Source organism: Alkalicoccus daliensis (genome assembly GCF_900103955.1).
GTDB classification, from domain to species: Bacteria; Bacillota; Bacilli; order Bacillales; family Salisediminibacteriaceae; genus Alkalicoccus; species Alkalicoccus daliensis.
Genome location: NZ_FNIL01000009.1, coordinates 52,892 through 73,197 on the forward strand (window position 1 = coordinate 52,892; position 20,306 = coordinate 73,197).

18 protein-coding genes are annotated in these 20,306 nt (G+C 40.6%); 9 read left to right on the forward strand and 9 right to left on the reverse strand.

Annotation, left to right across the window (positions count from 1 at the left end):
- Positions 1 to 248: 248 nt before the first annotated feature.
- Positions 249 to 584 carry a hypothetical protein gene (locus BLP92_RS13120; protein WP_090843419.1) on the forward strand — a complete coding sequence of 112 codons (336 nt, stop codon included), beginning with the start codon at positions 249 to 251 and terminating at the stop codon, positions 582 to 584.
- 272 nt (positions 585 to 856) lie between these two features.
- Here the strand turns inward: BLP92_RS13120 and BLP92_RS13125 are convergent, their stop codons facing one another.
- The 3 genes from BLP92_RS13125 to BLP92_RS13135 are packed head-to-tail and all read right to left on the reverse strand — an operon-like array spanning position 857 to position 2,808.
- Positions 857 to 1,561: a hypothetical protein gene (locus tag BLP92_RS13125; RefSeq protein WP_090843420.1), complete on the reverse strand. Its 705-nt coding sequence runs from the start codon at positions 1,559 to 1,561 to the stop codon at positions 857 to 859.
- On the reverse strand, positions 1,554 to 2,435 hold the full coding sequence (locus tag BLP92_RS13130) for an ATP-binding cassette domain-containing protein (protein ID WP_090843421.1): 882 nt from the start codon (positions 2,433 to 2,435) through the stop codon (positions 1,554 to 1,556). The genes BLP92_RS13125 and BLP92_RS13130 overlap by 8 nt, the downstream gene beginning before the upstream one ends.
- Positions 2,419 to 2,808 (reverse strand): GntR family transcriptional regulator, encoded by a 390-nt coding sequence (locus BLP92_RS13135; protein WP_090843422.1) that lies wholly within the window; start codon positions 2,806 to 2,808, stop codon positions 2,419 to 2,421. The genes BLP92_RS13130 and BLP92_RS13135 overlap by 17 nt, the downstream gene beginning before the upstream one ends.
- Before the next feature lie 229 nt (positions 2,809 to 3,037).
- Here BLP92_RS13135 and BLP92_RS13140 point away from each other — a divergent pair, with 229 nt between their 5' ends.
- Positions 3,038 to 4,519 (forward strand): methyl-accepting chemotaxis protein, encoded by a 1,482-nt coding sequence (locus tag BLP92_RS13140; protein ID WP_139148956.1) that lies wholly within the window; start codon positions 3,038 to 3,040, stop codon positions 4,517 to 4,519.
- A 301-nt stretch (positions 4,520 to 4,820) separates the two neighbouring features.
- On the forward strand, positions 4,821 to 6,047 hold the full coding sequence (gene arcA, locus BLP92_RS13145; RefSeq protein ID WP_090843424.1) for an arginine deiminase: 1,227 nt from the start codon (positions 4,821 to 4,823) through the stop codon (positions 6,045 to 6,047).
- Positions 6,048 to 6,423: 376 nt separating this feature from the next.
- Here arcA and BLP92_RS13150 read toward each other — a convergent pair whose 3' ends face one another.
- Together BLP92_RS13150 and BLP92_RS13155 are read right to left on the reverse strand one after the other, a co-directional pair.
- Entirely contained in the window at positions 6,424 to 7,137 is a 714-nt protein-coding gene (locus BLP92_RS13150) for a 3-ketoacyl-ACP reductase (protein WP_090843425.1), read from the reverse strand.
- A gap of 6 nt (positions 7,138 to 7,143) precedes the next feature.
- Entirely contained in the window at positions 7,144 to 8,412 is a 1,269-nt protein-coding gene (locus tag BLP92_RS13155) for a hemolysin family protein (RefSeq protein WP_090843426.1), read from the reverse strand.
- 770 nt (positions 8,413 to 9,182) lie between these two features.
- On the opposite strand from BLP92_RS13155, the gene BLP92_RS13160 reads away from it, so the two are divergent.
- Both BLP92_RS13160 and htpX read left to right on the forward strand, forming a co-directional pair.
- On the forward strand, positions 9,183 to 10,166 hold the full coding sequence (locus BLP92_RS13160) for a ring-cleaving dioxygenase (RefSeq protein WP_090843427.1): 984 nt from the start codon (positions 9,183 to 9,185) through the stop codon (positions 10,164 to 10,166).
- A gap of 188 nt (positions 10,167 to 10,354) precedes the next feature.
- On the forward strand, positions 10,355 to 11,266 hold the full coding sequence (gene htpX / locus BLP92_RS13165; protein ID WP_090843428.1) for a protease HtpX: 912 nt from the start codon (positions 10,355 to 10,357) through the stop codon (positions 11,264 to 11,266).
- A 179-nt stretch (positions 11,267 to 11,445) separates the two neighbouring features.
- On the opposite strand, the gene BLP92_RS13170 is transcribed toward htpX, so the two are convergent.
- From BLP92_RS13170 to BLP92_RS13180, 3 genes are all read right to left on the reverse strand, one after another.
- On the reverse strand, positions 11,446 to 11,847 hold the full coding sequence (locus BLP92_RS13170; protein ID WP_244516850.1) for a carboxymuconolactone decarboxylase family protein: 402 nt from the start codon (positions 11,845 to 11,847) through the stop codon (positions 11,446 to 11,448).
- Between the two features lie 68 nt (positions 11,848 to 11,915).
- On the reverse strand, positions 11,916 to 13,535 hold the full coding sequence (locus tag BLP92_RS13175; protein WP_090843429.1) for a thiamine pyrophosphate-binding protein: 1,620 nt from the start codon (positions 13,533 to 13,535) through the stop codon (positions 11,916 to 11,918).
- Positions 13,536 to 13,551: 16 nt separating this feature from the next.
- Positions 13,552 to 15,795 carry an EAL domain-containing protein gene (locus BLP92_RS13180; protein WP_090843430.1) on the reverse strand — a complete coding sequence of 748 codons (2,244 nt, stop codon included), beginning with the start codon at positions 15,793 to 15,795 and terminating at the stop codon, positions 13,552 to 13,554.
- 175 nt (positions 15,796 to 15,970) lie between these two features.
- Between BLP92_RS13180 and BLP92_RS13185 the strand changes: the two genes are divergently transcribed.
- Positions 15,971 to 16,399: a hypothetical protein gene (locus BLP92_RS13185; RefSeq protein WP_090843431.1), complete on the forward strand. Its 429-nt coding sequence runs from the start codon at positions 15,971 to 15,973 to the stop codon at positions 16,397 to 16,399.
- 86 nt (positions 16,400 to 16,485) lie between these two features.
- On the opposite strand, the gene BLP92_RS13190 is transcribed toward BLP92_RS13185, so the two are convergent.
- A complete protein-coding gene (locus BLP92_RS13190) occupies positions 16,486 to 16,935 on the reverse strand; it encodes a hypothetical protein (RefSeq protein WP_090843432.1) in 450 nt (149 codons plus the stop codon).
- Positions 16,936 to 17,903: 968 nt separating this feature from the next.
- Between BLP92_RS13190 and BLP92_RS13195 the strand changes: the two genes are divergently transcribed.
- From BLP92_RS13195 to BLP92_RS13205, 3 genes are all read left to right on the forward strand, one after another.
- Positions 17,904 to 18,797 carry an ADP-ribosylglycohydrolase family protein gene (locus tag BLP92_RS13195; RefSeq protein ID WP_090843433.1) on the forward strand — a complete coding sequence of 298 codons (894 nt, stop codon included), beginning with the start codon at positions 17,904 to 17,906 and terminating at the stop codon, positions 18,795 to 18,797.
- A gap of 55 nt (positions 18,798 to 18,852) precedes the next feature.
- Positions 18,853 to 19,506: a haloacid dehalogenase type II gene (locus tag BLP92_RS13200; RefSeq protein WP_090843434.1), complete on the forward strand. Its 654-nt coding sequence runs from the start codon at positions 18,853 to 18,855 to the stop codon at positions 19,504 to 19,506.
- 247 nt (positions 19,507 to 19,753) lie between these two features.
- A complete protein-coding gene (locus BLP92_RS13205) occupies positions 19,754 to 20,275 on the forward strand; it encodes a DoxX family membrane protein (protein ID WP_090843435.1) in 522 nt (173 codons plus the stop codon).
- Positions 20,276 to 20,306 lie beyond the last annotated feature (31 nt).

Sequence of the window (20,306 nt, forward strand, 5' to 3'; positions counted from 1 at the left end):
CTCCGAAAGTGAAGCAGTATTATTACTTCTTTTCAGCAAAATTTTATTTTCAAGGCAGCCATTAAAGAAAAAGTACCATAGAATTATTTTTTTATGGGAATTCACAGGCGAAACCAGGGAAAATAGGAGGAAAATGGATCTTTGAAATAGAAGGAAGTAATGAGCTCTGCAGGCAGAAGAAGTGCTTGCACCAGGAGAAATGCGTTTGGATGAATTAAAAACAGACATTTAAACTAGGAGGAAATATAATGAATAAGATATTGGGAGCCGTGGGCGCAGGTGCAGCAATTATTGGCATTATTGGAGCTGCAGCTTACTATTTGAACAGTATGGAAGTATTCGTGATTACAAGCTTAATAGTAATTGCTCTTCTTTTTATCCCCTTGTTAGTTCAATTGATGAAAATAAAAGGAGGAAGTAAACCTACACTGTTCGGAGCCTCAAAACCGGGTTCTTTCTCTACGATAAGCCATGCTCAGGAAAAGGGAGAAACAAGAGTGCCGGAAAAAGTTTATATTGCAGCTATCGCCGGACTTGCGGCGCTTCTTATCTTCCTGCTCGCAGCAGCCATACAGCTCCTTTAAAGAAAGGGTGATTCTTTGGCATCTCTAAAAAAGAAAAAATACCAGACTTAGTCAAGGAAACTTTTGCTCTTGCTGCTTACATTATTTTATACTGCAGTCTGCACTTTTCTTTATAAAGAAATTACCGCAGAGGAGAAAGAGAAGAACAAATGGCAGGGCAGGAGTAATTTCCGGCTGGAAGTATACCTGTGAAAAGCGCTAATATTAATATCTTTTAATACCTGAAAGAACTGTTCTGGTAAGCAATCAGAACAGTTCTTTTTAGTGGGCTATTATTTTAATTTCACAGGTGTCTTTTTAATTATCTGGAGTACAGCCGCACTCGTCAGAGCAGTAAGGCCGAGAGTGAGAAGTAAAGCCAGGGGAATTGGTACATCAAATTGATGTAAACCGGTGCCGAAAAAAGCAAATTCCGTCTCCCAGATAATGCTCTCCAGCAGGAGAATAAATAAACCTGCTGCTACAAAACCAAGTCCTCTCAGCCAGCCAAAACGATAAAACCCTGAAGTAATTATCATGCCGAGAGCATAGTAGAGCATGAGCGTGAAAGAGTAAGTGAAAAAAGCGGAAATACTGTAAGTCAGCATGGTTGTTTCATTGATCGCTGAAACGGCAGGGAGACCCGGGCGAATCAGATGTTCCAGGCCGCTGATAAGAAAAACAAGTACTGTAAGAGTAAGAGCTACAAGAACAAACGCTGTGATAGAAGATTGAAAAAACAATTTTCTCGTCTTTCCGTATTCTATAAACATTCCGAGAAACACATATACAGACATAAGACCAGCCACAAGCATGAAAATTTTATTGGATTGATAAGCAAATTCAACAAATGAAGTAAGAGGGGTTTCTGTCTCTGGAAAATAAATTTCTATAAAGTACATGCCGATCCGAATCAGTGCTATTATCCCGACAAACCAGTACAGCCATTTCAGCTGCTGAAAATATAAGTTGCCGGTGTTTCTTTTTATTTCATTCATCTGATTCCGCTCCTTTCGTTAAATTCGTAAATACATCCTGTACAGTCACATTGCCAATTTTGAGCCCCTCATTTTCTATTTCCTGTATTAATGCGTCGTTAAGTTCTTCAAAAACAATAACTGATTTGGTCCCTCCAAGCTGCTGTTCTTTTAATACCTTCATATTGGCTGAGAGACGATCTACTCTTGATGCTTCGCCGGTGATGGAAGCTCCTTGTGACAGTAGCTCTTCATAGCCTTTATGAAGCAGGAGTTTTCCTTTGTGTAAGATAATAACTTCATCAAACAAATGCTCCATCTCTGAAATTAAATGTGTGGACAACAGAATGATGCGCGGATCCTTCAGTTGCTCCTCAAGAATTATTTCATAGAAAAGCTCCCTTGCAGGGGCGTCCATCCCGGTATAGGCTTCATCGAAAATAGTAATGGGAGCTTTCGTGGCCATTCCTTTAATCACCTGAAAAATCGAAGCCATCCCTGTGGAATGTTTATGCATCGGTTTCTTCAGGTCAAGCTGGAATCGATCAGCTAAAGAGAAGGCGAAATCAAGATCAAAGTTCGGCATAAACTTCGACGCCTCATTTAATATATCTTTTCCTTTCTCATATTCATCTTCAAATTTTCTCTGGAAAGTAAAGTGCACGTGCTGTGTCTGCTGCACATTTTCAAATAATGTTTCATCATTCAGCGTAAGTGAACCGCTCGTTGGCATTTTATAGTTAGCGAGGAGCGAAAGGAGAGAAGTTTTTCCCGCCCCATTTCTGCCGAGTAATCCATAAATTCCCGGCTGATGAATACTGAAAGAAATATCAGTTAAAGCCGTCTGCCTGCCGTAAATAAGATTTACATGGTCCAGCTCAATTTTCATAGTCATTGTAAAGTCTCCCTTTCTTTTCACGGATTAAAGAAATTAACTCTTCCTCAGATATATGAAGCTTCTCTGCTTCTCTTAAAAACTCAGTAATGTGCTCTTCTGCAAACACTCTGCGGCGTTTAGCAATAAGTTTTTCTTTTGCTTTTTCCGATACAAACATACCGACACCTCTTTTTTTAAATAATATTTCTTCCTCTACGAGTTCGGTAACGCCTTTCGCGATGGTAAGGTGATTAACTTTATAAAAAGCTACGAGCTCATTTGTGGAAGGGGCTTTATCCCCTTCCTGCAGCCGATCATCCAGTATCTGGTCTTCAATTTCTTCTTTGATCTGTTTAAAAATAGGCTTTTTAGAATGAAAATCTCTGCTCATTCAATATCACCACCTTTAGTTATAAGGTTATATAGTTATGTATATAAGTATATATCAAAATAAAATTATGTCAATTATTTCATTCTATATTTGAAATAACTATTCAATACGAGATGAAAAATTAATTCAAATAATTTAAAAAACTCTTTTCATTTATACATTTATTTCATATGATAAGAAGAGTATCATTTATCATAATTCAAATTACCTAATAGGGGGCGTGTTTTTGGTGAGAAGTGTATCAGAATTGAAGTTGATTGATTTGAAGACGAAAAATTTAATTGCGGTCTGCCTTTTTAGCCTGGCTCTTGTAGCAGGGTCTTTACTTAATTTATTTACACAGCAGTGGGTCACAATGGTTATTTACCTGGGGTTATTGTTCACTATCGTCATCATTTACTGTCTTTTTACCTATTTACTGCATAAGCCTTCCTATTTTCCTATATTTCTAGTAATTATTGCTTATAGTTTTGCAACAGCAGCGATTTTTATTATGGGTGGCGGCTTCGGCGTAGGAACAATTTATTTTGCGCTGCTTTTCTTGTCGACGGTTCATTTATACCGCTATGTATTTTTCATTGGCTTTATTGCAGGAGCTGCGGGACATATTATTAATGCTTATTTCAGTACAGTGAACGCTGCTGAACTGCAGGCAAACCTTCCGACAATTTTTATCTCTTATATGCTTGCCGGAATACTTGCCTATGCGATTCTCAGTCTTAGTCTGAAACAAACAAAACAGCTTGATCTTTATTTGCAGCAAAGTGAAAAAGACGCAGCTGAGAAAGAAGCAGAACGCCATGAATTGCAGGAACAGGTGAATCATCTTGTAAATGAAATCTCAGAAATGAGCAGCAGAATTCAGGATAATATATCTGCACAGTCAGAAATGGCGATTGCAGTAAATGAAATCGCTGTAGGGACGACTTCGCAGAGTGAGCAGATCCAGTCAATTTCCACAGACTCATCTAATATGACTGACAGTATGCAGCACATTCGTTCAGAAGCTGACAAGCTTGCAGCAGTATCTATCTCTGCAGAAAAAGGTACGAAAGAAGCAGTAGAGCGTTCCAGAGAATTAAATCAGGAAATGGAAGCCTATGAAAAAGAACTGTATGAATTAAATTCGAATTTCCAGCGGCTTACCGAAAAAATTCAGGAAACAAATCTTTTATCTGAGGATATTATTCAAGTGAGCGTGCAAACGAATTTACTCGCTTTAAATGCTTCTATAGAGGCAGCAAGAGCAGGAGAAGCAGGGAAGGGATTTGCTGTGGTGGCGGACGAAATCCGTAAGCTTGCAGAAACCTCCAACACTGCAGCAGAAAAAATCACTGCAAATCTGCGGGAAGTTAACAGTACGAATGAAGAAGCCCTTGTGCAAATGAAGAAAAGCAGCCAGACAGTTACTTCTCAAAAAGAACGAACCACTTCCGTGGGAACGGCACTGCAGGAGCTGGAAAGTGTGATGAGTGAGATCCAGCAGACATTAAAATTCTTTAGCCAGCGGGCTGCTTCTACAGAAGAAACCTCAAAGAAAATTGATGCTACTACTTCAGATTTTGCTTCTGTCATAGAAGAAGCTTCTGCTGGAGCAGAAGAGGTAAGTGCAACAATTGAAAATTTAAATGAGCAGAATTCATGGATCGGCGCACAGATGAAAGAAACAGAAGCAAGAGTGAAAAGTCTGGCGCGTACGGAAACAAATTAAATGCTGTATTTGCAGAAAATATTATAATTAGTGCTGAACAGCCGTGCCTGAAAAGTAAAAGGGCACGGCTGTTTTTTATGTCTTTATAAAAAGTGCATGGTAAATTTCGTGAAATATATCGAAAGGAAAGAGTTTTTAACAGTAGAAGAAAGGGAAAATACAAAGATATTCTGTTTTGTATGCTTATTCTTTTAGGTTCTTTTATCAGAAGCATAGAATAAGAAAGATAACCTGACAGAAGAATGTAATTAATCTCGTATAAAAGATAAGCTGTAAGAAATGAGTATCAGGAGGAGACCGTATGAAACAGCCAATTCAAATTAACTCTGAAATAGGAAAACTGACTTCTGTTCTGCTGCACCGACCGGGAAAAGAAATTGAAAACTTAACACCCGACTCGATGGAGCAGCTTTTATTTGATGATATTCCTTATCTTCCCGCAATGCAGAAAGAGCATGATTTTTTTGCAGATGCATTGCGGCAGAGAGATATTGAAGTTCTTTATATTGACCAATTAATGATCGACACTTTTGAGACAGAAGAAGTAAAAAGATTGTTTGTAGACCGAATGCTGCAGGAATCCCGTTTAACAGCGAATGGATCATCTGAAGCACTGAAAAATTATTTGCTGGAAATGGATTCAAAGCAGCTGATTGACAGTATGATCGCAGGTGTATTAAAAGAGGACCTGAAGGAACAAAAGAAACAGCATTTATATGAAATGATGTCCCGTCACTATCCATTTTATCTGGATCCTATGCCGAATCTTTACTTTACCAGGGATCCCGCTGCAGGAATCGGTTCCGGCATTTCCATTAATCCGATGAGCCAGCATGCAAGGCAGCGTGAATCTCTGTTTGTAGAGCATATCATTCATCATCACCCTCGTTTTGCTTCTGCGGACACTCCTGTCTGGATGGATCGAAACTTTGACTTTCCTATTGAAGGGGGAGATGAACTCGTATTGAGTGAATCGGTCCTGGCAATTGGGGTGAGTGAAAGAACTTCCGCAAGAGCTGTAGAGCATATTGCGAAAAACCTGTTCAATGGAAACAGCAAAGTGGAAAAAGTTGTAGCAGTGGAAATTCCTAAAAAACGCGCTTCTATGCACTTAGACACTGTATTTACAATGGTTGATTATGATCAGTTTACTACGCACGCCCAGGTGGTGGATAAGGATGGACATATGAATATCTTTATTCTGGAAAGAGGGGACCCGCTGCGCATTTCAAAAAGAACCAATTTAAAAGAAACGCTGAAGGAAGTATTAAAGCTTTCAGAAGTGAATTTAATTCCTTGCGGGGGAGAAGATAAAATAGCCTCTGCGAGAGAGCAGTGGAACGATGGCTCCAACACACTCGCAATAGCTCCAGGAAGCGTAGTAACTTACGAAAGAAATTACGTCTCTAACGATCTGTTAAGGGAAAACGGAATAGAGGTAATCGAAGTGCAGAGTTCTGAACTTGTACGAGGAAGAGGAGGACCGCGCTGTATGAGCATGCCGCTTACAAGAGAGCCTTTAAAATAAATGAGTGAATAACATATAAAAAAGAAGCCTGGGGAAGGCTTCTTTTTTGTGAACTGCAGAGTATTCCCAGAACTTTTTCAAAGGTAAGAAGGTAGCCGGCGGGGCAGGGCCGGTCAATTTATTCTCTAAACAAGCCGGGCTGGGCAGTTTAGAGTTTCATGGCGTTTTCCTTCGATAATTTACTAAGGGGAAAAGAGTGTCCTGTAATATTTCTGCAGTTCCAACCAAAATGAGATTTGATATAAGCGTAACGCTAAAAAAAGAGAGATTCAAGAATCACTAGAAATATAAATATTAGTTTACTAATATTTAAACGGAGAAAAGAGAAAAACTTCCACATTCTCTTTCCATAGCAGCTTTTTTTCAGAGAAACATATTAAAAAGGATTCGTCCCCCACATTGCAGCGGTTTTAATGAAGGTACGCTGTTCCAATTTCAACTGGGAGACCATGTATTCTGCTAAGTCTTCGGCCTGCATGAACTTATCAGGATTTCTTTCCCCATCCCCTCTGGTTAAGTCTGTTTCTACCAGGCTGGGTGTTAAAGCGCTGACTCGTATGTTATAGTGGCGCACTTCCTGCATTAAAGATTCACTGAGACCAAGAACAGCGAATTTTGAAGCACTGTAGGCGCTGGATCCTTTTGTTCCTTTTAACCCGGACATGGAAGAGATATTAATAATGTCCCCTTTATTTTTTTTCATCATACCCGGCAGCGCAGCTTTCGTAATATGCACCGTTCCCATTACATTTACCTGAAATACTTTTTCCCACTCTTCTGTGGAAATATCCAAAAAATCACCTTTTGTTCCGATACCGGCATTATTAATAATGATATCAAAAGCGCCAAGCTCATCTTCCAGCTGCTTAACGGCTTGTTGTACTTCTTCCTCTTTTGAAATATCTACTCCTGCAGAAGCAAAACTGATATCCGCATCTGAGAGCTCTTCTATGATTTCCTGGAGACTTTTTTGAGAGGTAGCGATCAGTCCAAGATGAACACCTTCTTTTGCCAGCGCTCTCGCTGCAGCCTTTCCAATTCCTCTGCTTGCGCCAGTGATAAGTGCGGTTTTTCCTTTTAATGACTGCATTTTTTATTATTCTCCTTCCGGAATATCTTCCTTTGTAACTTTTGAGACCTGGACCCGGTAAACTCTCCGGTCATCAGATTCCAAAATTTTAAATTTGGTGTCCTGATAATACAAAGTCTCTTCTGTTTCTGGAATACGTTCATACTGTTCAGATATCCATCCGCCAAGGGAATGGTAACTGGAATCCGGAACTTCTGAATTCAACAAATCCATTGTTTCATCCAGTGGATAATCACCATGGACGCTGTATGAATTTATTCCGGTTTTCACTACCAGAGGTTCTGCAGCATCGTGTTCATCGTAAATTTCTCCCACGAGCTCCTCCAGAATATCTTCCAGTGTAATTAAACCTGCAGTACCGCCGTATTCATCAATTACAATTGCAATGTGAGATTTTTCCCGCTGCAGTTTCGGCAGAAGTTTGTGTATTTTCATCGATTCTACCACAAGAATAGGAGGCTTAATCAACGATCTTATATCCACAGAACCTTCAATAAAAGCCGTGAAAAACTCTCGTTCATATAAAATTCCTACAATATTATCTATACTTTCTTCATATACAGGGATACGGGAAAAGCGCTGCTCGATAAATATATTTTTTATCTCTTCTGCGTTCTCATTTATGTCAATCGTAATCATATCTGTCCGAGGACGAAACACTTCAGAAATTGTTATCTCGTTAAAATCGAATGAACGATGTACAAGTTCCCTTTCTGTATGATCAATTACGCCTTCTTCTTCACTGATGTTCACCATCATTTTAAGTTCTTCTTCCGTAACAGAAGGGTCTGTCCGCTGACTTCCAATCAACTTGTATACAAATTGTTTTAAGAGCAGTAACAGCTTGTTAAAAGGAGCAGCCAGAATCATTAAGAACAAGATAATAGGTGCAATCTTCGCAGAGAAAGTTTCTGCATATTCTTTCGCAAGAGATTTCGGCATAATTTCTCCAAAGATTAAAACGAGAAGCGTTACAACAAACGTACTGATAAAAACACCAAGGTTCGGTCCGAAAAGCATTGTGGAAACCTGCGCAGAGATTGTAGCAGCAGCAATGTTCACAAGATTATTTCCTATCAATATAGTAGAAAGAGCTTCGTCGAAAGAATTAATAATTTTTAATGCTTTGTCTGCTCCTTTACTTCCATTGTCCACCATAGACTGTAAACGAATTTTATTCGCGCTCGAAAGTGCCGTCTCCGAGGACGAAAAGAAAGCGGATAAAAAAAGCAGAGAAAAAAACAAAACAATTAACGGTATTGGAACATCTTCCAACGATAGTCACTCCCAGTACAAAATTTGGTTTTAAAGCTACCTTTATATTACAACACTTCTAAATAATAAGCAGATAAAATAATCAATTTTACAAATTTATACTTAAGAACATGTGAACGAACTTTCAGAATTCCAATGTACAAATAATTAACGAAGATGTATGCAGATAAATATTTCAGTTAATATACAGTTCTGTTAATGCTAATTGTTGGCATAAGAAAACTTTGCTGCCACTGGCCTGCCGTGGATGAGCGCCTCCAGTTCCTCGTTTGACTGCGGGATCTTCCCAGCTCGTTCTTCCACAGGCTGTGTGCACTTTCACCGCGCACTGGCGCAACCGGCCAAATGATCTTAAAGTCATCTTCACACTCTTAGTGAAGATGGCTGCTGCGGATAAATCCTTCAGCTGGCCGCCTCTTTCATCCCCAGAATTTATTGTATGAAACTGGCATCAGTAAATAAACTTAAAAGTGACAATTACAGCTGCCAGACTTAGGTTCATAATGTAAAATCGTCTTAGTTGACAGAGGGAAACGAGTAAGATATATTATAAATATCTCGAATTCGAGATAAATTTCTATTTTTTTGGCTTTACTAAAATTCAGTTTTGTTTTTATATGGTTCCGCAGGTGGTTTCATCTGTATAGAGCTGTTAGGAAATAAAGCCATGAAAAGTTATCAAATCCCTGCATTGCTATTTAAAAGTAATTTACTCAGGGAAAAGGATAGATATAAATACAATTTACTTTCACTTACAGGAGGCTACAATAATGAAAGGATTAAAAGGACTTCACCATGTGACGGCAATTACAAGCAGCGCGGAAAAAAATTATGAGTTTTTCACATATGTGCTGGGCATGAGGCTTGTAAAGAAAACAGTAAACCAGGATGACATTCAGACGTATCATTTATTTTTTGCGGATGACAAAGGCAGTGCGGGAACTGACATGACATTTTTTGATTTTCCAGGCATCCCCAAAGGAAGCCATGGCACAAATGAATTGTATAAAACCGGATTCCGGGTTCCGAATGATGCCGCGCTGGATTATTGGGAGAAGAGATTTGACCGCCTTAATATTAAGCACCGCGGCATAAAAAAATTATTCGGCAAACAGACATTATCATTCAGTGACTTCGATGATCAGCAGTATATGCTTATATCGGACGAAAATAATTCCGGTGTTGCAGCGGGGGTTCCATGGAAGGAAGGACCAGTCCCTGCAGAATATGCTATTACCGGGCTCGGCCCGATGCATATACGCATCGAACCATTTGAAGGATTTAAAGAAGTGCTTGAAAAAGCATTTGAATTTAAAGAAATCGACAGCGATGGATCTCTGCATTTATTTGAAGTGGGTGAAGGCGGGAATGGGGCTTCACTGATTGTAGAAAAAAACGTAGTGCTTCCCGCTGCACAGCAGGGATACGGGACTGTTCATCACATTGCCTTCCGTGTCGCTGACAGTGATGTCCTTCACCAGTGGATTGACCGGCTCCATGGCTTCGGGTTTCAAACATCCGGCTACGTAGACAGGTTCTATTTTGAATCGTTATATACAAGAGTAGCACCGCAGATCTTATTTGAACTGGCAACAGACGGCCCTGGATTCATGGATGATGAACCTTATGAGACATTAGGTGAAAAACTTGCGCTGCCTCCAAAATTAGAGCCGAAAAGAGAAGAAATCGAAAATTATGTCCGGCATATTGATACAGTGCGCAGCACAAAAACATTTGAAAAAGAATATGAATAAAGACGGCCTGAGCAGAAAAAACAGCCTCTGCACAGGCTGTTTTTTCTGTTTTCAGCTTTCTTGTTCTTCTTCGGTAAATGATTTAACAAAATCGACACAAATTTATTTTGATTAATGAAACTTTCTAGAAGGTGGAGCGTAGATCATGTATAATACGTAAAGATAGATTGTTTAGGGGAGGCAGTATAATGGGCAAGAGAGTCATGCTATTTATTTTAACAAACATACTCGTTTTAACGACGATTGTGATTGTCTGGTCTTTAATTGTTTCTTTCACTGATATTAGTGGAAACATTACAGGCGCAGGCGGAGAAATTGATTTAATTTCTATTGGTATCTTTAGTTTACTTATAGGTTTCGCGGGTTCCTTCATCTCGCTCGCCATGTCGAGATGGGTAGCCAAGAAAATGATGAAAGTGAAAGTGCTCGATCCTGATGGAAATCTCACACGCCAGGAAAGAGATGTTGTAGATAAAGTACACAAATTTTCGCGTGCGGCAGGCTTAATGCATATGCCGGAAGTTGGGATATATCAATCACCGGAAGTAAATGCTTTTGCTACAGGTCCTTCAAAAAAACGTTCACTGGTCGCTGTATCCCAGGGGCTGCTGCAGTCTATGGATGACGACGCAGTAGAAGGTGTTATCGCGCACGAAGTAGCACACGTAGCTAACGGAGATATGGTAACAATGACGCTGCTTCAAGGGGTAGTAAATACATTTGTAGTATTCTTTTCCCGTATTGCCGCAATTCTTGTTTCCCGTCTTGTACGTGCTGAAATGCAGTTTATTGTACGGTTTGCAGCGATTATTATTTTCCAGATTCTCTTTTCGATTCTTGGAAGCATGGTCGTTATGGCATTCTCCAGGTATCGTGAATTCCACGCTGACCGCGGAGGTGCGGATCTTGCAGGCAAAGACAAGATGGCACACGCACTTCGTTCTTTGAAAGCACATGTAGAGCGAGCACAAATTAAAAACGACCGCACTGACGATTCTGCAATTCAAACAATGAAAATCAACGGCAGAGGCGGCATTTCCAAATTGTTTTCTTCCCACCCGGATCTTGATGAGCGAATTGCACGTCTTGAACAGCGTTAAGTAATAGAGTTAAACGATCTTTAAAAGGGCTGCAGACATAACTTGTCTGCAGCCCTTTTTCAATTATTCATAGTTTCCTTTGGCTTTCGGCAGGCAAAGCAGCTTCCTGTATGCATCCGCCTGCTGCGGCAAAGAAGCAAAAGAAGCGGACTTTAGCTAGTCAGCTTCTTTTTAAACAACTATTCTGCTGCCTGATCCACTTCTATTCCAAGCTCTTCAAAAATTTCTTTTGTAATCCGCATGGCAGAAGCTGCTTTTGGGAAACCTGCATAAGCTGCGCAGTGAAGAATAATATGAATAATTTCTTCAGGCCTAAGACCAACGCGCAGTCCCGCACGGACGTGGAAAGGAAGCTGCTCAAAAGCTCCCTGTGAGATTAGCGAAGTAATCGTAATCATCGTATGCTGTTTTAGTTCAAGCACCTTCATTGAATACACTTCTCCGAAACCAAAAGAAACCATCATATCAACAAATTCAGGAGAAATATCATTATAGCCTTTAATCATTTCTACTCCTTTTTCATCTGTTAACTGGTGCAGGACGTGCATTCCGTGTTCGTAGTTTTCTTTCTTGCTGTTCAATAGTAATGCCTCCCAGTCGTAACTTATTAATGTGAATCAAATTTAATTAAAGAATAATAGCAGCTCCCTCAGCCTCTTCTCATTGTCGGCGGTATTTCATCCGGGTCTACGAGCATTTCTACCACAAGCGGCTTTGTTAAAGGAAATATATCCTGAAGTGCGTTTTGCAGCTCCTCGAGAGTGCTGACAGTTAGAGCATCTGCTCCCAGCGACGCTGCAAATGCAGCTGCTTGAAGCGGCACATTATATTTTGTGCCGACTGCTCTGCCGATATTCACCTTCATCCCTTTATCCACCATATCCAGTGCCTGATTATTTAAAACAAGAAACAGTACGGCGGCTCCCGCTTCTACTGCAGTAGCGACTTCGCTTCCATGCATAAACATACACCCATCACCAGTCAAGCATACGATAGTTTCCTCGGGAGAGGCAAGTTTAGCTCCGACGGCATAACCAATTCCATGCCCCATCGCACCAAATACGTCATCAAAATAAAATCCGCCGTACCTTTTCGTCTGATAATATTTTATTGCATAAAATGTGTGACTTCCATCATCACCAAATAAAATAGTTTCCGGGGGAAGGGAAGTATTTATCACTTTCATTGCAGCAGCCGCAGACATATATTTTGAATTTGCAGCCGCAGGCTTTTCAAAAAGATCAATGGAGATTTCTTTTCTTTCTTTTTCAGATCCGCCCATTTTCAATAATTCCCGTAAATTCGCCCTTAAATCTCCAAGAACCGGAAGTACTGGTACATTCATCGATTTCCCGATAAAAGTAATGTCGGCATCGAAATGAATAATTTGTTCCGGAAAATGCTCCGGTTTCCATCCGGCAGTACTCATATCACTCAGCTTTGAGCCGAATACAATTAACGTATCTACTCCTTCTTCCACATATGTATGAGCTGTATCTGTGCCGCCTAATCCGTATGCACCGAGAGAGAGAGGATGGCTCGACATGAAGGTGCCCTTTCCTCCGGGAGTTGTAGCTGCTGGTATATTCCAGATTTCGGCAAAGGCTGTTATTTCTTCATAAGCATGGGCAGAGTGAACACCTTTTCCTAACAGAAGCATGGGGCGCCGTGCCTCTTTGAGAAGAGAATACACTTTTTTCAGATTCGGAGAAAGAAGGGCTTCCACTTCAGGAAGCGCAAGCTGAAAAGGCCGTGCTTCCTCCATAAGAACATCTGCAGGAATAGACAAGTGTACAGGACCCTTTACATCTGAAAAAGCGGTGCGTACAGCGTGGGCTAATATACTTTCTACATTGTCAGCACGATCTATACGGGTGCTGAACTTTGTGACGCTGGAAAACATGGCCGCCGTATCTGTGCCAAAGGAGGTGGAATCTTGTCCTAATGGCTTTCCCAGGGCTGTGATGGACGGATGTCCAGTGATAAAAAGAACAGGCAGATGGGAAGCTTTTGCCTGGGCGGCAGCGGTCAGCAGATTCGTCGCTCCGGGTCCTGAGGTGCCGACAGCTACACTGATGTTTCTCGAAAGCATTGCATAACCAGCTGCTTCATAGCCAGCCCCGCCTTCATGTTTGCTTAATACAAACGAGATCCCCTGATCTTCTGCCGCAAGAATAAGAGGTACGACCGGCTTGCCGGGAATTCCAAAAATATGGTTTACACCCCAATGCGAAAGCTGTTTAGCTAAAAGTACTGCTATTTTTTCCATGAAAAAATCTCCTTTTTTATCTTTTAGCGGCAAATTCTGTTTTCAGGGTGTTAAAGTTCTCAGTGATGTAGTCTGCCGGTACTGCTTTTGAAAAATAATATCCTTGTATCAACTGACAGCCGAGAGACTGAAGCTCCTGCAGCTGTGCTTTCGTTTCCACTCCTTCAGCAACTACTTTCAGCTGCATAGCGTCTGCCATAGCAATAATGGTGCTTACTAAGACAGATCCATAAGTTCCTTCCAGCAGATCATCTACAAAATACTTGTCAATTTTCAAAGTATCAATATTCAACTGCTTTAAATAAAGGAGGGAGCTGTATCCGGTTCCAAAATCATCCATACTTATCTGCACTCCCAGAGATTTGAGTTCTTCCAACACTTTTAAAGCATAGGAAAAGTCCATTGCCATAGATTCTGTGATTTCAAACTCAAGATACGCAGGATTCATAGAATACGTGCTCATAATTTCTTCTACATTTTTGGTGAAATCCTGCTTCAGGAACTGATGCGCAGATAAGTTCACACTTATTTTAAGAGGCGCCAGCCCTGCCTTCATCCATGAGCTGTGCTGACGGCAAGCTGTATGAATTACCCATTGCCCGATCGGGAGAATTAATCCAGTTTTTTCTGCAAGCGGAATAAATTTGTCAGGAGACAACAAGCCATGAACAGGATGATTCCAGCGGATCAATGCTTCAAATCCAGCGATTTCCCCTGAAAAGGCATCTACCTGCGGCTGGTAATGAAGCAGAAGCTCTTCTTTCTTGATAGCTTCGCGAAGATCATTTTCAAGAAGTAGTTCTTCACTTGAATTTATATACATCTCCGGAGAAAACATGCGGTAATCATTCTTCCCCTGAGATTTCGCTTTATACATAGCTGCATCCACATGCACCATGTATTCTTCGAGGCTCGGCGGGGTATTATGATAAATAGCAGCCCCGATACTGGCAGTAGTATAAAAGGTACGATTTTCTATTAAAAATGGCCGCTGGAACTGGCACAGGAGCTGCTGTGCGATAAGGTGGAGTTCAGCTTCTTCTTCAAGTGCAGGAATCAGCACCATAAATTCATCTCCGCTGATCCTTGCAAGCAGCCCTTTCGTTTGGATGCTCTGCTGCAGTCTTTCTGCTACAGACTGGAGCAGTTTATCTCCATTACTGTGACCGAATGTATCGTTAATGTTTTTAAATCCATCTAAATCTATGAGAAGCAGAGCAGTGGATTTTTTTTCCTCAAGAAACAGCTGTTCCAGTTCTTTCTGAAAATATCTGCGATTCGGAAGTTTTGTTAGTTCATCATGATAGGCAAGATAATTGTATTCTTTTTGAAGGTGATACCTTTCGGTAATATCTCTCAGCTGTGCAAAGGCCCCGATCATTTTCGAATTTTTAGTATCGTAAATAGGCTGGGCATCAAAAAGGCATATTTTCTCCTCATTATTGTTGTTCATAAACTTCATTTCCACATTCGTAAAACTCCGCTCTTCGTGAAGCACCTGATAAAAATAATCACCGGTAATCGCAGATTTAAATATGTCACGGCCGATAATATCTTCAGAAGTAAATCCTGATAAAATTTCCGCAAAATCATTATATTGAGTAACAGTACCTTCCTGATTGGTTACGATAATAGCGTTCTGCGTCCGGCGCAGCATTATTTGATTTAATACGTCGAGCTCTCTATTCTGCCTGCGGAGAAGCAGTTCCCGTTCAATAGAGTCAACAACATTCGCCAGCATATTTAAAAAAAGGCTGTTTTGAAGCTGCACCGATGTCATTATGGAGATGCTTCCTAAGAGATTACCTACATCACTATAATGAAAGGGAGCGCTGTAACAGGCAGTATCATGCAAAAAGTGAAAAAAGTGATCATCCCCGATAAGAGCGACCGGACAAGATTCCTGCAATGCGAGGGAAATTACGTTAGTTCCTAAATCTTCTTGTGTAAAGCGGACGCCGGGCTCAATCCCTAGCTGCTGAATCGTACTTCGAATCGTCTCATCTCCATCCATTTCAAGAAGGTAGCCCTTTTCATCAGAAATAACGACCAGAATCGGAGTGCCGGCTAAAGATTCAAGTACTTTCCGCGAAAAAAAACTGACTACCTGTAAAATTTCGTCGTAGTCTTTACGCTTGGAAATCAGTTCTTTTTCCGACATCCTTTCCGCAGGCCTGCGAATTTCAAAAGGATCCATTCCAGCTTCCACACACTGGATTCTCGATTTAACAATAAAGTGATCATCTTCGTATTCTTTCATCCGACAGCCTCCTTTCCTATTATTATAGCTTGTTCAAGACGGATATAGAAATGGTATACTGTTATAAATATACGGGAAAAAAAGTAATTGGTGAATAGTCACATATTTTGATTATGCCGAAACTGCAAAAGAGGTATATACGTATGTACTACAGCAGGAAAGGAGTGGGTCGATAGTGTTCTGGATCTTTATGATGCTCGGTGCTACTTTTACATTTATCATTGCTATTACAGCAATAAATGCAGATGCTAAACAGAAAATGAATAAGTCAGAGCTGGGAAAAGAAGCCGCGAAGAAAAATGGGGTGAAAACAAAGCACGGGAAGTATGATATTAAAATTTGGAAAGTGTCTAATCCGTATCCGGATCTTTGTTTCCGCACAGAGTTTTCCCAGAAAGGAAAGCTGGTGCATAAAGATATTGCCTACTTTGATAATGAAGAAAGTTATACAGACGTGATGAAGTATTTTGTAAAAGAGTTTGATAAGAAGAAAAAAGAAGAATCAAGTATGGAGGACCGGGCATCTTTAAACCAGTTTGAGCTGGAGGCATGGGATGGCGATGTCTATGAAGAAGATACTGTGGAGCTTCCAAAGCAGAAATAATAATGAGAAACCTTAAAACGAGCCTGCAGAGATCTGCGGGCTCGTTTTTTGCTTCCAGTAAAATGCAGGGATGAAATATAAAACATCTATGCTTGCTTTTCTTCCTCCAGCTGCTGGTATTTCTTTTCATTCTGTTTTACCACAGAGCTTCCCATGTATCCTGAAAGCAGTATCAGCACTGCCGTGTAGAGAAGAAGATCCCCTATTTGTGCTTCTCTTATAAGCATCGCCGGGGGGGTTCCGTTTGCGAACAGCCTGCCTAACAGGAGCATAGTAGTAATGAAAAATAAATATAACACTACAGACCGGGCAAGCTGATAATGATGCGGCCAGTTTCTTATTTTGCTCCACCGGTAATAAAACCGCTCTTCCAGTTTTTTATGAAAGACAGCTTCCCCAAGCAGCCATATTGTAATAACTGCGACTGCAGAAACATAAATGGGAAGATAATAAATATGGGTGAAAAACGGAATAGCACATAGGAGAAGAACAGCAATACATCCCGCTGCATATTTTTTCTTTTGACGAATTGGCATGACAAATACTCCTTTCCACGCATAATTTTACAAGAAGAAAGTCGAATTGCCTACTAATAAATGATAAAGTAGCCCCTTTTCTTATAGAATGATGGAGTATAGGTTGATAGATATATATGTATGTTAGAATGAAACTATATTAATGAACGGATACCAGAGTTAATAGCAGACGCTTCAGAAAATTCACAGCGATACAGTAGCCTCAGCCTTATTATCGGCACAGTTTTATAATGCAGGACATAAAAGCTTATAAAACTTTATATGAAATGATGCTATAAACTTTCGTAAATTACAAGAATAACTGAAAAGAAGGCGCTCGAAGGGGGCAGCGCAGTCTGAAGAACCAAGCGGCTTTCTGGAAGGCCGTGAAGCACGAGCGGAATCGATAAAGGCTTTTAAAGACAGCACGGCTATCTTTTTCCTGCCATCTGCAGGGGCGGTGGAAGTTGTGCAAAGCTTCAGAGAAATAAGCCCGCCAGTAAAACTTTACTAGGAGCGGAACGGCAAATAGAACAATCATTTTTCACAGAGCAACTATTATTTTGATGGAAGTTGTCCAAGCAAAATGAATTGCTGCTCCATTGAAAAACTTTACTTTACTGCTGAGAAACACAGGCGAGGACGTGCGGAGGATCAATGCAATTTGGGAATACATAAAATGAAGCTGAGCTCCATTCCTATTAGTCGAGCATAAGCTCTCCGGGAAATCTTCGCTGCAAGTGAAGCCCTATTACATTCAAAGAAAGAATTTTGTTTTCACTGGCAGACCTTGCATGAGAACTCCTTTGAAATGTATCAGGAAAACTTGTAATATTCATTCACTCGTAATGTAAAACAGCGGCTGCAGAAAAATTCAAGTTGAAAAAAGCGACCCTTTAGAAATCAAATGTATAAGAAGGATGACCTTCTATTATATAAAATTTTTCAGTAGGAAGCATAAACATTGAAGAAGAGAAAGGGATGGACACATGACACTTGATCGGATTAAGGGAGCATTGTTTGGCCATGCAATTGGGGATGCATTGGGCGGCACAACAGAATTTATGACAGAAAAAGAAGTACAGGAAAAATTCGGCAGGGTAAGTACTTTTTTAGGAGGCGGAAAATGGCGCCTGAAACCTGGAGAAACAACGGATGATACGGCTATGACGCTGGCGTTGGCAAGAGGGATTATTTCTAATCCGGAGGATCCTGTACAGGAAATTGCTGATCAGTTTATCAACTGGCTGAATTCAGAACCGAAAGATATAGGGATGAGGATACATTATGCATTGTCTTACTTAAAAAATGGAGAAAAAATAGAAAATGCTGCAGAATTTGCACAGCATGATCTAGGAGGAAGCGGTGAAGGAAACGGATCTTTAATGCGGTGTCTGCCCATATCTTTATATTGTATTGAAGAAGAGAAAGTAGCAGCTATTTCCGAGGCGCAGTCACAGATTACCCATGCAAGCGATGTCGCGTCAGAAGCGTGTGTACTTTACAATCTGGTGGGTTACGACATAATGTGTAAAGGCATCCCGCTGAAGGAAGCGCTTACTGAAAGGATTACAGGAACCCGCTATGAGCAGTCCCTGTATAAAGTTCCTGATGTATATCCTACAAAAAACGTTGTGCATACATTTTCCTGGGTTATTTACGTACTAATGCAATCGGATAGTTATTTAGAAGTTGTGCAGACTTTAGCCAATAAAGGGAATGATGCAGATACTACGGCAGCGATAGCAGGTGGACTAAGCGGACTTGATGCTGGATATCGAAAACTTCCTCAATCGATGGCAGAGCAGCTGCTTAAGCGGGAAGAAATTAATATAATAGCAGGAGAACTGCTTAAAATAAGAACAGCTTCTGAAACAGCTTAAGAGAAGCATCAGGAAAATAAAACACAAATTTTTCTTTTAGCCAGGAGGAGAATCCATGAGCAAAATAATTATATATGATGCCTATGGTACATTATTTGATGTGACGTCTGTTGATAAAGCTATTGCTGAATATTACCCGGAGCAGGCGAAAAGCATAGGGGCCCTATGGAGAAAAAAGCAGATTGAGTATGCTTTTATCAAGCAGATGACCGGCAATTACGAGCCTTTTTCAGAAGTGACAAGACAAGCACTCCGCTATGCGTTATCGATAGAGACAGGGGCAGAAGTGAAAGACGTAGTGGACCGGTGTATGCAGGCTTATGAGAAGCTGGATTTATTTCCCGAGTCACTCGAAGTGCTGAAACAACAGCAGGGGGTTACTAACGTTATTTTATCCAACGGATCGCGTGACATGCTGGAGCCGCTGATTGAGAATTCAAGTATCAGCGGATATATTGATAAAGTGATCAGTATCGATGACATAAAGCAATATAAACCTTCTCAGGCAGCCTATCAATATGGACTTCGGCAATTTGATACTTCACGTGACAAAATTTTATTTATCTCTTCGAACACATGGGACATTGTTGGTGCGAAAACTTTTGGATACAAAACTTTTTGGATTAATCGGGGAGACACTGATTTTGAAAAAGGGCGCATTCAGCCTGATGAAGAAGCAGCGGATTTAAAAGGAATACTGAATAACTAAAGCTGGGGAAGAAATTCCTTCAGCTTTTTCTATCGAGCCAATAACTTAATATAAATCGAAGGCACTATAAAAACTATTTGTGAAATATTTCACAAATAGTTCACATGTTATATGCTCATCAATTCACAAACGATGATATAGTAAAACTATAGAAAAGTTGCTCATGCAATTTAAAACCTTAAGAAATCATAAGACACAAAACATGAGCAGCGTTCATCCAAAAAATATATTTAGGGAGGAACTACTCATGTTTATGAATTTCTTGAGAAACAACAAAATTGCGGCTGGAATACTTACTTTTATTCGTCTTTATGTAGGGTATGCCTGGTTAACAGCCGGATGGGGAAAAGTAATGGGGGGCTTTGATGCAGGTGGTTACCTCCAGGGCGTAGTCGCTAATGAAGCAGTAATGACACAGTACCCAACGTATCATGCATTTATTGAAAATGTTGCAGTTCCGAATGCAGGCTTGTTCAGTTTCATGGTAGCCTGGGGAGAACTGCTCGTAGGACTCGGTTTGATTCTAGGTGTCTTTACTACCGCAGCCGCATTTTTCGGGATCATGATGAATTTCGCGTTTATGTTCGCCGGAACCATCAGCAGCAATCCCTGGCTCGTATTGTTCACAATTTTCCTTCTCGCTGCAGGAGCAAATGCCGGCAGATTCGGCGGAGACCGCTGGGTGATTCCTTATCTTCGCACAAACATATTAGGCCGGGACTGGTTGCAGAAGCGTATCCCGCAAGGGCGTCGCCCGAAAGCTGCGTAACAATTAAATCTCATTAAAAAGCCCATGCTGA

Coding starts and splice junctions, on each gene's coding strand:
- BLP92_RS13120 (WP_090843419.1), top strand. CDS start 249: ATGAATAAGATATTGGGAGCCGTGGGCGCAGGTGCAGCAATTATTGGC.
- BLP92_RS13125 (WP_090843420.1), bottom strand. CDS start 1,561: ATGAATGAAATAAAAAGAAACACCGGCAACTTATATTTTCAGCAGCTG.
- BLP92_RS13130 (WP_090843421.1), bottom strand. CDS start 2,435: ATGACTATGAAAATTGAGCTGGACCATGTAAATCTTATTTACGGCAGG.
- BLP92_RS13135 (WP_090843422.1), bottom strand. CDS start 2,808: ATGAGCAGAGATTTTCATTCTAAAAAGCCTATTTTTAAACAGATCAAA.
- arcA (WP_090843424.1), top strand. CDS start 4,821: ATGAAACAGCCAATTCAAATTAACTCTGAAATAGGAAAACTGACTTCT.
- BLP92_RS13150 (WP_090843425.1), bottom strand. CDS start 7,137: ATGCAGTCATTAAAAGGAAAAACCGCACTTATCACTGGCGCAAGCAGA.
- BLP92_RS13160 (WP_090843427.1), top strand. CDS start 9,183: ATGAAAGGATTAAAAGGACTTCACCATGTGACGGCAATTACAAGCAGC.
- htpX (WP_090843428.1), top strand. CDS start 10,355: ATGGGCAAGAGAGTCATGCTATTTATTTTAACAAACATACTCGTTTTA.
- BLP92_RS13175 (WP_090843429.1), bottom strand. CDS start 13,535: ATGGAAAAAATAGCAGTACTTTTAGCTAAACAGCTTTCGCATTGGGGT.
- BLP92_RS13180 (WP_090843430.1), bottom strand. CDS start 15,795: ATGAAAGAATACGAAGATGATCACTTTATTGTTAAATCGAGAATCCAG.
- BLP92_RS13190 (WP_090843432.1), bottom strand. CDS start 16,935: ATGCCAATTCGTCAAAAGAAAAAATATGCAGCGGGATGTATTGCTGTT.
- BLP92_RS13195 (WP_090843433.1), top strand. CDS start 17,904: ATGACACTTGATCGGATTAAGGGAGCATTGTTTGGCCATGCAATTGGG.
- BLP92_RS13200 (WP_090843434.1), top strand. CDS start 18,853: ATGAGCAAAATAATTATATATGATGCCTATGGTACATTATTTGATGTG.
- BLP92_RS13205 (WP_090843435.1), top strand. CDS start 19,754: ATGTTTATGAATTTCTTGAGAAACAACAAAATTGCGGCTGGAATACTT.